Raw genomic sequence first — 12,422 nt, forward strand, 5'->3', positions numbered from 1 at the left:
GCCGGCGGCGTTGCTTCGGATTGACGTCCATAGATGTCCAGCTAACTTAGGTGGACAGCATGGTCTCCGGCTTGGCCTCTGATCTCAAGGTGGGGAGACTGGCCGCTTACGCGACGCGGTCATAGATGAAACCTAGTCCAGCCGGATTAGCGATACCTACTCGACGTCTGCCAACCGCTCGCCAAAGCCAAAGATATCCTGTAGCGGCAGGCGCATGCGTTCGATTCACGTCGCGCACTCCGTACAGGCTCCCGACCGGCCGGTAAGGCTGTCGATTAGGACGATGTCGAAGTCTTGGCGCCAGCGCGTGCGCAACGCCTCAACGAAGGCGCCGCCCTCGTGCTCGCGGAGGAATGCCGTCCAGTCGAAGGTTTCGAGCCGGCGAGAGTAGTCAGGGTCATGGTCGCGCCCGCTGTCGAGCAGCGTGAGCGGTACTCGGGTATCGATGGCCAGGTGAACCAATAGGCACGGTAATCGACCTGCGACGCACCGCGGTCCACGGCGTCGCTGAACGCGCGTAGCAGTCCCGGGCTGCCTTCGCGTTCGTCGAATATGCTGAAGTACCGCTCGAGCCTCGACGCCTTGAGATCCCAGTCGACCCCCAGCACGCGCAGGCCGCGCTGTGCGAGCAGCAGCGCAACGTTGGCCAGCGCCATGCTGCGACCAACGCTTCCTTTATATGAATAGAACGTGACAATCGTGCCCATGACGGCCTCAGTCGGAAGTGAATCGGGGCACCTCAGATTGCGGCGCGACCTGCCGATGGAAAAGGGCGACCAATGCTTCTTCCGCCGTTGCAGTCCAGCCGGCGTCCCATGGGCAGCATGGATGCAATGGCTGATGGCGGGGGCCTGATTGGCGAGTGTTGCGTCCAGTTCCTCGGCACGCGGGCTGTTCCGCGCCATCCGTACGATGAAGCAAATCTGGATCTGAAAGTAGCTGATGTGCCCCAGCTCGGGCGGAAATTTCTCGCCGTCGTGGATGAAGGCGGGCACCACGAGGCCGTGCGGCTTCGCCACCGAGCGCAGGCGGGTGTTCTGCTCGCGCCCGAGCTTGTGGGCAAGCTCCTGCGCACACCACTTGCTTGCCACGTAGGTGCCGCTCCACAGAGGCATCAGGATCCGCGAACTGCCCAGTGCGCGGCCGGCCACGAAGCGCCGCTCTCCAACTGCGTGTCGATGTAGATCCTGGGCTTGCGGTCAGGCTCTTGCTCGATGCGCAACTCAAGGAGCGGAACGAAGTGCTCGTCGATCCACGCCCGAGACTCGGCATTGCGCCGGTAGCAGATGACGATGTCGTGCGTGTAGGGCATCGCGAACGGAGCATGCATCCTGCGGCGGAGGGACGTCAAGACTTTCCGCCCCAAAAAGGGGAACCCGGCTGCAAGCCGTTCTGCACGCAGCCCGGCCTTCTCAAAATCCGGGGCGGTTCACCCCGCGATCGTGGGCTCTTCCAGTGGAGCAGAGCCAGAGCTTGAGAAGCAGGCGCTTGAGTCTGGTGGTAGCCCCATCACAACCTCGGGGTACTCGCGTGCAAGCCGTTGACGGACAACTCGCGGACGTCGAAGTCGGGATGCAGCACGTCGACGCTCATGCCCGCTGCGGCCATGACCCGTCCGAGGCGCTCCAGGTCGGGCCAATGCTCCACGCGTTCGTCCCAGGACATGTCGGCCAATCGGTCGAGCAACTCGCGCTCTGCGCCCTGCAATGACGCTGGTGCTTGGTCGAAGCGTTGAAAGCTCAGCGCGCCATCGTAAACGTCGTCGCCACCATGGCCCTGCGACAAGGCGCCGAGTAGCAGCCGTGTGGATTGCGTCGTCGTTCGCAATAATGCATTTACCGCCAACAATACTTGGGGCAAAAGATAAGCTCTGGCGACCTCGGCGGCGGAGCGACGCAGCGCTTTTTCGACGCCGCCGATTGAAATCATCGCCAATTGCCAGCGGCCGAGCCGCCAAGCATACGGCGGCGCCGCAATCTGTTGCAGCACATACAGGCTGGGATTTCCGGCGGCGACGATGTCGGCATTCGTCAGCGCCATCGCTACGCCATCGGCGTCCGGTACCACCAGTGGCGGAAAGTAGCTCAGCTGCGAGTTGCAGCCCAAAAGCACTATAGCCAGCGGCGGCTCGTCAGACCGCGGTGCTGAGGCCGGTACCGAATGATTGGCAAAATGACATGGCAGGCCACGTTCCAGCCGCGCACCGACCAGCATCACGCCGGTACACCAAGCCTGTTGGGAGATTGGCGCGGACCCGAAGCGGCTGTTGAGCAGGCTAGTCAGCGGCGCGGGGTTGAACTGGTGGTGCAGCCTAGACAACAAGCCGCTGCGCGTGGATAAGACATCGCCGATGTGCGCCCGGAAGAATGCTTTCGTGTCGGCCACTGGTTTGCCGAGCGCCAAATCGGCGGCCACGATGGCGCCGAAGCCGCTGCCCGCGATCAGATCGAAGTAGTGGCCGATCATGAAGTCGGGCTCGCCGTAACGTGCCCGCAGTAGAGTCTCAAGTCGCTCGAGCCAAGCCAATGTCAATGCCACCTCGACTGCGGGGCCGTCGATGGAGAGCACCCTCTTCGGGTGGGCACCGGTGAGGCGCTCGCCTACTGTAGGCGGCCGAGCACGGCTGAAGATCCAAGGCCGTACCGACGGCCGACTGGCTCCGGCGACTGCAGGGGCGGGCCTCGGCCCGATATGGAGCCGAAGATCGTCTATCGCACTGCGAACATTGCGGCTAACCGGCCCGTCCAATGACGCGGGCAGATTGAAGAATCCGGCCATGTATCGCCCGAGATCGGCCTTGAACGCCTGCAGCCGCGGCAGGACCGCCGTGTCGGCAAGCGCTTCAATGTAGTCAGTGCGCCATGCCGCATCAGGCTCCACCAAGTACGGCAGCACCACCTTGAGGCGCTGTCGTGCGTGCTTGACCTCCAGCCAGGTGATGCTCGTTTCGCCGTCGCCTCCATCCTCAACGCTCGGAACCCAACCATACCGGTGGGCGACCAGCACGATGACAATGTCGCAGTGGTCGATCGCGCTGAAGCACCACTCGATACTGCGCTGACCTAGCGATGAAGGTACCTTGTGGTCGACGACTAACACGTCCATCGCGTGCAGAGTCCGCGATACCTGTTCCGCATGGCCCTTAAGGTCTTCGCCCGTGTAAGAGATGAATACGCGCGGGGTGGTGGTCGGCAAATTGGCCATCAAGGTCAAGTTTAGCGAGAACCGATGACTTCGGCCACTCGGGCGCACGCTAGTGGCATGGTTTTTGACTTACGGAAGAGAGTCAAACTGACTTGCGCAATGCGGGCTCTGTCATCATCAGAATGAACGAAGCAGTGTCTGAATTTGCCTGCAAGCCCGGGGGCACGTCGGGCTTCAGGCGTTCCGCGGCGACGGCGCCGAGGAACTCGACCAGCGTGGGCGTGACCTTCAGCCGCGCCAACTCCAGCGCAGCTGAACACGGACAGGTAGGCGTCGAGTCGGCGAGACGCCAGCGGGGTACCGCGCGCCGGGCAGGCCACGCGCACCATACGCGTGACGCGGATGCCGCGGCTAGCGTCCTTCCTTAGCTCCGCGAATAGCGCCAGCGAATCGGCATCGAGCCCCTGGCCGTCCACATTGCGCGCCAACCACCTCGGCAACGACGCCTCCGCGTGAGTGCGTGAGAAGGTGCAACTAGGCGTTGTCGGGCACTTGCGTAGCAGAGTCAGCGCGTTGGCAAACAGGCTGGCGGCCGGCGTGGGGTGGTCCAACGCGTAGACCCGGCCCGTAGTGGCCGAACAGCTTTTCCACGCGGGTCGGGCGTGTCTGCCAGAGCTTGGCGAGGGTTCTGGAGAACGTTCCGTGGATGAGCACAAGATTGGGCGCGCCGGCCGGCGCGTCGATGCGTCCCGCGACCTTGGACGGGCTTCCCTCAAGCGGCGTCAGCGGTTGCAGCGACAACTTGTACACGCCGGGGTCAACCTGTTCGTCCAACGGCGTGCTGGTGGCCTCGGCAGTGAGCGCGGATGCCTTGCCGCCCATGACGCGCCTCACGACGCGAATGGTGCCCAGCACCGCGCCGCCTACCGATTGCAGCAGGCCACTGCGCTTGGTCGTGCGGCCATCGTCCTCCGGGCCCGCCAGTCAAGCTGAGCCGATACGTTGACCGCGTTGCGCCGGCGCGCTGACGTCGCGCTTCTGCGGCGGAACACCGCCCTGCTGCGCCTGCAGCAGTTCCACTGCGTCCTGCGGATGCAGGACGAGCGTGGGGCCGTTGGCGGTGGCAATCTCGACGACGTCCTCTCCTGGCTTGGCCGTGAGCGTGACGTCGCTGCCGCCGTCGCGCCGCGTGCCAACGCGCACAGCCTGCTTCACGTTGGCGTGCTCCGAGGTCGGCCAAGTCAGAGCGGCACCGCCGCGCGTCGAACACGCGCTGCTGGTCACAACGGTGCCCGGCACGCGGAAATGGATCTCGGCGTGCGGCGCGTTCGTGCTGTCTCCTCCGTCGGCCATGGGCACTCCTCCATGCTGTGGGCGTCTCGACCCGCCCGGGATCAGGACCGGCTTTCTACTCCATTGGAGTCGCAAAAAACACGGTTGCGCGGGCCAGTTTGACCGATCAGACGGCGGCTTTCGAAGGCGGCGTCTTCAAAACTATGGAGATGCCTGCGCTGAAGTGCCTCCATCGGAACCTTGTGGCACGGCGGCCGGCCGATTTTGTCCCTGCCCTGCCTACCCCTGAACACTCGCTGCAACGCACTCCGCAATGGAGGACATGTCTTCGCATGAGCGTCTAAATCTTTAAATCGACAAGGTGCGACGCTCGCTCATACTTCTGCTTGTGTCCAAGAGACCGAGATCAGGAAGACGAACTCGGAGTTCTGCTCCAAGCGGGCTCGGCGGCTGCGTAGCCCCTGCCTTTCCGAGTGAGAGTGCATGTTGCCGAGCGGCGTGCGCAGGGTTTGGCCGCCGCTGTTGGATGCAGCAGAAGTGTCTCAGCACGCGCTTGGATCGTCTTCGTCAGCGTTTCGATAGCTCCCGAGGAATCGGGCAATCGCGACCTCCTTGGCCGAGTAGCTACCGGGTTCGAAGTATCGCGGCGACTGGATGCCCCAGACGCATCGGGCAGTACGAAGCGCGCCCAGGATGGCGTCATCGAGCGACGCATTTGGCACTTGCTCCCGTCTCTCAGTCAGGCGGCGGGGCGAGCTCCAATGATCCCAGAACAGGACACGGCGTTGCGCGAGCAGCTTCGAAACGAATGCGAATGCTCGTCGCGTGCCATCGACTTGCCGGTACGAGACAAAATCTACTGCAGTCGCCTCGACTCGGTTGGCCCATGCATGCAACGGGGCGCCACCTCTCAAGCCACCGGCTCGCGGGTCGCGTCATTTCATGGAACGCCTGAACCTGATTGAGGATCAGGCGGATTGTCGCCGGAGTCGGGACTGGATGACCTTGGGATGGCCTTCGTAGGAAAGCTGGTTGCCCCCTTGGTCGTGTCGGCGAGGGAAACCAGCCTCCTGGAGATCGCTCCGAGCATGTTGGCATTGTCGGACGCACACTCTTTCGAAAGCCGTCTCAGTTGCTGTTTCAAGGCAGCCAAGGTCTGGGCCAGCAGCGCCTCATCGGCACCGGGTTCAATGGCCTGCAGGCAGCACTTGCGGATCTCCGCCTCCAGCGGCGTCCACTTGCTCATCATGGCCTCCAGATCCTCGAGTGACACGAAGGCGGCCCAGCTTCCAGGCTTGTGCAGCTCGGCCTCGCGGGCTTCCGTCTGCATCAGCGCCAATTCGGTCAAGAGCTGCCGCGCCATCTTCGGCAGGCCTGCCGGTCTCCAACCATCGACGTTGAACCAGTAGAAGTCGCTCTGGCTTTCCAGGAATAGAAACCGGAAGCGACAGACGATGTCCAGGCCTTTTAGCAGCAAGGTCGTATCCTGATGGCCATAGTCTTTCCGACGCGGTATTTCCACCAGGTAGACGCTCGCTTCCACTGTCCCGTCATAGAACGTCGTGCTCGTCGTCAGAATGAGGCGGTATCGCTTTTCGCCGCCGTGCGTGATGATGATCTGGCTGTTGTCGGCCTCAAAGGTCGGCAATCCCGCCGCGATGACGATTTGGGAGAGTGCGGAACCCCAGTGGAGGGCAAGGGGGTCTCCTGCGATGAGGTTGCGCAGCTTCCCCCATGCCATCCCCTTGGCCTCGAGACGGCCCTTGTCGCGTGCACCCACGAGGAGGATTTCATTCGCCTCGACGTCGACGAGGGAAGGCTCGTTGTTTGACACGCCGAACAGACCGATGGCTCCGCCCATCGAGATGATCGTCGCTTCGGCCGGCAGGTCGTCGTGGCTAGGCTCGACGTTCTTCATGTTGTAGCGGATGAGAAACTGCTTCTGCGGTTTGCGCACCTCTTTGACTCGCGTCTTGAACACCTCCACGACGGCAAGCTTGAAGTTTCGCGCGTGCTTCTTGCATTCGTCTCGCCTTGCCCTCTTTTCGTTCAGGTTGACACCATCGATCGCCAGCACGAAGTCCGCGAGCAGCTGAAGCAGATCGTCCGTATCCGCAATCTCGATATCCTTGCCGGCGCGTACCGGATCTGCATCGACCAATTCCTTTTCGATCTTCAGCGACACGTAACGCCGGTTCTCTTCGGGAGGAGGGACGTCGTCGTATGTACAGATGCTGATGACCTTTCCCCGCACACCGGTCTCGCCCGGTTTCTGCTCGTGAGTCGCGGAAAAAAAGCCAAGCTCGAAACCTGTCCACGAATGCGTGGTGCGCATGACGCCCGTGCTGATCACGAGCATGGTGTCTGCCGCCCTCAGGCCGTCCCTGATCGTGTCGTTGATGCTCTCGCCCGGTCGCAGACTTTCCTTGTCGTAAAACACGAAGATGTTCTCGCCAAAGACGTCCTCGAGCATCGACGAGATCGCGGCGGCGATCTTCTGATCTTCTCTCGCATAGCTGGTGAACACGTTGAGCTTGCTCATGGCGGGGCCCTTCCAGTTGCGCAGTCGGGGCAGCAAGTATGCGCCCGGCTTCGGCCAATACCGCACGTGGAACGCCGGGTGAAGAGGCATTTTCTCGACGACACCGCACTAGATCCACTGCTTTGGGTAGGCCGGTGCCGGGATCCGCGGCTCAGCGCGTCGACCACCTGCCCATCGCACGCATCGCGGTGGGGTGAGCAAGCTGTCGGGACTCGACACGTAGTGCTTCCGGAAGATGGACATTGTCGGGGCACGCGCGTGCGTGTGGTCTGCTGACCGTGTAGTGCTCGTCCGGTCTGGAGTGGAGCATGGACGTTCTTCAGCGGGAGGGGATCTACGATCATGCATTTGGCAGCGGGTCATCCGGGCCGATTTAGATGCACGACCCATCTCGCTGATGCAGGACGAAAGCATGGAGCCGGATCCACGGGGTCTGACGACCTTCCGTGTGAAGCCCTGCCTGCGATCGCACGTTGGAAAAACCTGCGTCTTACAGGCATTGCGCGATCGCCTGCCACGTCTTGCCGAGTCGACCTGCAGCGCGCTGATCTCAGGCGAGACGGTTGGCAGTGTTGGGGCAAAGGTGCGCCGAGCACTGGCCGGGCACTGGCCGAGGAAAACCGGCGCGTTCATGTTTCGACTCGGCCACCGGCAAGCCGTATGCATGCATGCAGAGCGGTTGATGTCACGGAACAGAGCTTGCAAAAGGCGCAGGATCCCAATACTGTTCGGTTACGGAAGCTCCTGAATCGATACGGTATGTGAGCGTCTGGTGCCGACCTCTACTGGTGAAATTTCCGGGCTAGTTCTCGCCAATATTGAGGACGAGCCTTTCTGTTTGGCGTGGGATAAAGCTTGCTTGGGCGTTGGCTGACACAAGTCGGTCGTCTCATCAAGGCGGGCGGGGATCGAAGTAGCTATGACAAGTTGTGGCCAAGACACAGCGTGCCTCATTTCAGGCGAGTGAGGCTGCGACGCCTTCGACTAGGGACATTCGACAGGCGGGGGTGGAGTCGACCCGGCATGCACAAATCGTGGGTACCGCCCGCCGAATGCTGTGTTCCGGAGCCGTATTTCGCAGGAAACCGACAGAGGGCACGCAGCTGAAGCGACCCAAGAGACGGAGGCGAATGGCGAAAGCCTGAGCTCCGCATTGACTCACTGTCATATGTGGTCCGAATGGGGTCGGCTTCCCTGCCGCGCTAGGAAGTAGGGAGTATCACATGTCAAAACCAAACCCATTTGTCAGTTATAGACGCGCAGATGCAAGCGACGCGATGCGCGCACTGTACTTTCATTTGAGAGCACACGCTTTGGCCTGGGGCAGGTTTTCACGGACGTCTCGTCGATCATTTCCGGAGATGTCTGGCCGGATCGTCTCAAGCGAGCGTTGAACGCAGCAACAATTGCCCTTGTCGTAGTAGGACCTAACTGGCTCAGGGCGGCAGATCAATACGGCCGCCGGCGACTCGATTCGAACGACGATTGGGTTCGGCTGGAGATCGAATGTGCACTGAAAACCAACAAGAAGATCATTCCGTTGCTGATCGGTGGCCTGCTTGAACTTCCGCCGGCCAAGGCACTGCCTGCGAGCCTCGCGCGTCTTCGTAAACATGAGCATTTCGTTCTCAACGACAACAAGTGGGAAAGTGATGTTTCGGCATTGGTACGGGTTCTAACCGGGACCTATGGCCTGCAACATGTCGATGATGAGTTCGCGCGTCCAATTCCTGAAAAGAAGGCCCGGCCTTTGACGGAGAAAGAACTGGATGCTGCGCTACTTGCATTGCCCGGCTGGCAACCATTTGAGACCTCGATTCCTAGAGACTATCCGTACACACGACACGAACTACGACGGGGATATCAGTTCAAGGATTTTAAAGATGCGATCGAGTTTCTTCAATCGATGGTCGAACCCTTGAACGAGTTGAACCATCATCCTCGGATCGAGAACCAGTGGCGTACGGTGTTCGTCGGCTTTACGACAGGGGACATCGGAAACAAGATATCGAAACATGACGTCAAGGCTGCCACGATCGTTGATCGACTCTACGCGCAACGCAATCTTGAATCCGGGGCAACTTCAAAGCAACCGAAAAGAGTCTTGCCACGCGGAGGTGCACGCTGATCGGATAGCTCTCCGCCAGGCGGTTCAAACACGCGATGTGGCTGGAGCGATGGGAGACCTTCGCTGAGATGGACCTGGTAGCGCCGTGCAGCGCAATGGGAAGATCGTTGAGCCGCTCTTCGTCAGTCCAGGACCAACCGACATGCCATGGAGGCGCTAGCGCGCTCCCAAATTCAATGACGAAATGAACTTCGGCGCATCGGCGTCCAGTTTCGCGATCACCTCGTCTCTCCTTCGCGCGTAGAAGTGCGAATTGAACGTCATTCGCTGTGCAGCGCTCCAGAAGTTCACTTGGTTGGATCCCCACTTGAAGAAGAGGAAGCGCCTACGGTCGTCCACGCCGCGGTAGTAGAAGGCGCCGATGGCCATCGAGATGGCGCCGTTAGAAGCGCGTTGAGCAGAGCCGAGCTGAAAGTTTCCGCTGCCCTCGAGTGACGAGTGAAAGTCGAACAGCCGGATGGTGTTGTCCTCTTCGGTGAGCTTGGCCAACGCGGCCACGGACTGCTGAAGAACAGCGAGCTGGTTCTGGGTGGCGATCGCCGTGATGATGGCCAGCGCAGCCTGGTCCATCCGAAACTCGCCCTCGCTTTGGTCGAAGTGCGTAAAGGCGAATTGCTCCGTCGCCCAGCCTAGGTTTTCGAGAATCTCGCAATAGGCTTGGTACCACGAGCGTGTCTGAGTGAACCGGTCGAACGCCCCGCTTGCGCCACGCTGCGCCAGCTGGACAGAGTAGAGGACATCGTCCTTCTCCTGCTCGCTGAGGCCGTCCACAAAGGAGATCAAACTACCAACATCGACCTTGGCGTCGGCGGGCGGAGTGGTCACGGCCGAGCGAAGGCTGCGGGTCGTTGCTTTGGCAGGGTGCGCGCCCGAACGCGACGAGGGAACTCCGGGGGTGGGCTCGATTCTTGGCAACCTGAGGTCGCGGATATAGGCGCTGATGCCGACAGGGACCACGTCGTGATCGGGCATGGTGGATTTCGGACTCGTTGCTCGCGCGTTGCGCGTCGGCTTGCCGCGCGCGGCCTTGGCGGCCGAGGCGGGCGGCGGAGACGATGTCAGGCGGCCATGGGCGTCGAAGGCGGCATCCATGATGAACGTCACTTCGGCTTCGGAGTATGCGGGATCCCAATGAGAGTTTTCGGGGACGTGGCAATGTCCGTAGTGACCCCCTTGGCTGTCCCAGACGATCGGGTCGCGGTTGTGGCCTCCCGGGTCCTTGCCGTTCTTAGCGGGCTTTGGCGGGCCCGCGGGCCAAGTCCCAGGTACACCGTGTGTCGACTCGATCCATCGGCAAAGGCGTGCCAGATTGGTGAGCGCGCGCCCATCTTTGGGAAGGTGCGCGAAGCCGACCAATTCGATTTGAATCGCTGAGTCCCGATTGGTTTGCACACCGCCAGGGTCGTTGCGCAACGCGCGAGCGCCTTCGGCAGTGTCGATGTGCTGGAAGATCGTGGTGGCGTCTACCGTGAAATGGGGGTCCGAGCGGTTCTTGCTGAAAGCGCTCATTGCGCCTTCGGCACTGCTTCCCTCCGTGGTGTGGTGCACGATTTTGAACGGTCCACCAACGTGCGGGCCGGACGAGCCCGAGATCGGGCGCCAAGTGGCAAATGGGCATTTGGGCATTCAAAGCTCCTGCGGTTGAGACCAAACCAATTCTGAGACGCTCCCCCTGAGACGCACCACACACGTTCCCATCACGCAGGCACGGTTTCACGAAGTGCGTGGCGACGGGACGCTCATCGGACGAGCTGGATCAGACTGTGAAGGGTGCCTGCTTGAGGAAGGAGACGGCGGGGCCGAGCACAAAGAGATTGGGAGATTGGCTGTCGGGCATGCCCGCTCGGATCCGCGCATGGAAGCTTCCGTAGGTCCCTAAGAAGTTTCCGCGGTTCCACACCTTCAGGAGTTGCTCGGTGAAGGCGCCGTTGTGGTCGCCATCAAGTGAAACCTGGTTATCTTGACACCCTGAGATAAGGACGACCGCAGGCTTGAACTCTCCGATGACCGTGGCAGCTTGCCCGGCAGTGCCTACCTGGGACAACGCTGCGTCGGGATCGATCACCCTGCCACCAGCGGCCTTCGCTACATCGCTCTGCAATTTGTCGTAGAAGGCTTGGTGGGCTTGGTAAACGCGATTGGCGACGCCCGCTGGCATCAAGCGTGCCCGGGTGCCAGGGGGCGGCGTCGGTGGCCGTTCCCGTGCGACGCTCCCGCTGTGGCAGCTGTCTGAAAGAATGAGGATACGCACCCCACTGACGAACTTGCTGAGTTCGAAGTAGAGCTCGTCGTCAATGAGCTGGCCATCGAAGAGGCACCAAGTTTCGTCTTTTCTGTCCTTCTCGTCGTGGTCAATGTCTGGGATCTGCCCACCATGGCCGGAATAGGTCAGGAAAAACAACCCGCCCGACTTGAGTGCCTTGGCGGCACTTCGAATGGCCGCCAGCACTTGGGCGCGCGTGGCCTTCTTGGTTAGCAGGACGGTGGACTTCATGCCCCTCGACTTGGCGATCGCCGCCATGTCGGCAGCGTCGAACTCGCACGCTGCCAGTGGCCCGTCCCAGCCTTCATAGTCGGTTGGATTGACGGCGTTGAGTCCGATGTGAAGCGAGAGCGCACGAACGCTCGAAGTCGGCGTCTTTTTTGTAGCCATGGTTCATCCCCTCTTCTTTTATAACTCGCATGGGTCGAGGAAGCCGAAAGCGGCCGCTGGCGCCGTGATGATATGAGCGTCTGGCGGCGCCATGAATGCAAATCGGACGAGAGCGTACTCAATGCAGACTAGACTTTTCGATGTAGAGCAAAAGCAAGAGGAGATCGAGCGGGACCTCGGCGTTGGGAGACACTCTTTATCCTCGGCGTCAACCAGAATAGGCTGCACTTCGGGCGGCGCTGTTGCCATCGCTCAGTGCGCTGAGCCACGCGCGGTCTCCTTGTTTTTTTCGACAACGAGGCTGCATTCGAAAGGGGAAGCAGCATGAAGCTGCCGGACATCGAACTCGTTTCCGCGGAGGTTCATTCCGCCTGGATGGAAGCCAAGCGTGCCCAGGGCGTGACGTCCCGCAAGGATGAGCGCGGCAATGAGCTCATGGTTCCCTACGACGAACTTCCGGAGCTCGCCAAAGAGCTTGATCGAAGCACCGTGCGTGCGGTCTACGGAGCGATCGAGCGCCTTGGGCTGAATGGCTGAACCAGCCACTTGGACCTAGTGCAGTGCGCTCGAAATAGCGGAACTTAATAGATGCGGCACACTCCGACCTCGATGGAGGTCGCAGCCATGCGCATTGCCCCAAGGATCGAACTGGATGCTGCTGT

10 protein-coding genes are annotated in these 12,422 nt (G+C 61.1%); 2 read left to right on the plus strand and 8 right to left on the minus strand.

The window, feature by feature from the left end; genetic code table 11:
* Window positions 1-275: 275 nt before the first annotated feature.
* From QTI17_RS34625 to QTI17_RS34650, 6 genes are all read right to left on the minus strand, one after another.
* Window positions 276-1,151 (minus strand): nucleotide-binding protein, encoded by an 876-nt coding sequence (locus QTI17_RS34625; protein ID WP_286538698.1) that lies wholly within the window; start codon window positions 1,149-1,151, stop codon window positions 276-278.
* A complete protein-coding gene (locus tag QTI17_RS34630) occupies window positions 1,115-1,312 on the minus strand; it encodes a hypothetical protein (protein ID WP_286538700.1) in 198 nt (65 codons plus the stop codon). The genes QTI17_RS34625 and QTI17_RS34630 overlap by 37 nt, the downstream gene beginning before the upstream one ends.
* 197 nt (window positions 1,313-1,509) lie before the next feature.
* Window positions 1,510-3,204 (minus strand): DUF4062 domain-containing protein, encoded by a 1,695-nt coding sequence (locus QTI17_RS34635; protein WP_286538701.1) that lies wholly within the window; start codon window positions 3,202-3,204, stop codon window positions 1,510-1,512.
* Window positions 3,205-3,678: 474 nt separating this feature from the next.
* Complete coding sequence (locus QTI17_RS34640) at window positions 3,679-4,059, minus strand: hypothetical protein (protein ID WP_286538703.1); 381 nt, start codon at window positions 4,057-4,059, stop codon at window positions 3,679-3,681.
* Between the two features lie 69 nt (window positions 4,060-4,128).
* Window positions 4,129-4,497: a hypothetical protein gene (locus QTI17_RS34645; RefSeq protein ID WP_286538705.1), complete on the minus strand. Its 369-nt coding sequence runs from the start codon at window positions 4,495-4,497 to the stop codon at window positions 4,129-4,131.
* Window positions 4,498-5,377: 880 nt separating this feature from the next.
* Window positions 5,378-6,979 (minus strand): toll/interleukin-1 receptor domain-containing protein, encoded by a 1,602-nt coding sequence (locus tag QTI17_RS34650; protein ID WP_286538707.1) that lies wholly within the window; start codon window positions 6,977-6,979, stop codon window positions 5,378-5,380.
* Window positions 6,980-8,297: 1,318 nt separating this feature from the next.
* Here QTI17_RS34650 and QTI17_RS34655 point away from each other — a divergent pair.
* Complete coding sequence (locus QTI17_RS34655; RefSeq protein ID WP_286538712.1) at window positions 8,298-9,107, plus strand: 4a-hydroxytetrahydrobiopterin dehydratase; 810 nt, start codon at window positions 8,298-8,300, stop codon at window positions 9,105-9,107.
* 156 nt (window positions 9,108-9,263) lie between these two features.
* Here the strand turns inward: QTI17_RS34655 and QTI17_RS34660 are convergent, their stop codons facing one another.
* Together QTI17_RS34660 and QTI17_RS34665 are read right to left on the minus strand one after the other, a co-directional pair.
* Entirely contained in the window at window positions 9,264-10,733 is a 1,470-nt protein-coding gene (locus tag QTI17_RS34660) for an N-acetylmuramoyl-L-alanine amidase (RefSeq protein ID WP_286538708.1), read from the minus strand.
* A gap of 130 nt (window positions 10,734-10,863) precedes the next feature.
* On the minus strand, window positions 10,864-11,760 hold the full coding sequence (locus QTI17_RS34665) for a caspase family protein (RefSeq protein WP_286538710.1): 897 nt from the start codon (window positions 11,758-11,760) through the stop codon (window positions 10,864-10,866).
* 324 nt (window positions 11,761-12,084) lie between these two features.
* Here QTI17_RS34665 and QTI17_RS34670 point away from each other — a divergent pair, with 324 nt between their 5' ends.
* Window positions 12,085-12,297, plus strand: coding sequence for a RyR domain-containing protein (locus tag QTI17_RS34670; RefSeq protein WP_286538711.1), 213 nt, complete (start codon window positions 12,085-12,087; stop codon window positions 12,295-12,297).
* The last annotated feature ends 125 nt before the right edge of the window (window positions 12,298-12,422 follow it).

This window comes from Variovorax sp. J31P179 (assembly GCF_030316985.1).
Taxonomy (GTDB): domain Bacteria; phylum Pseudomonadota; class Gammaproteobacteria; order Burkholderiales; family Burkholderiaceae_C; genus Variovorax; species Variovorax ginsengisoli_B.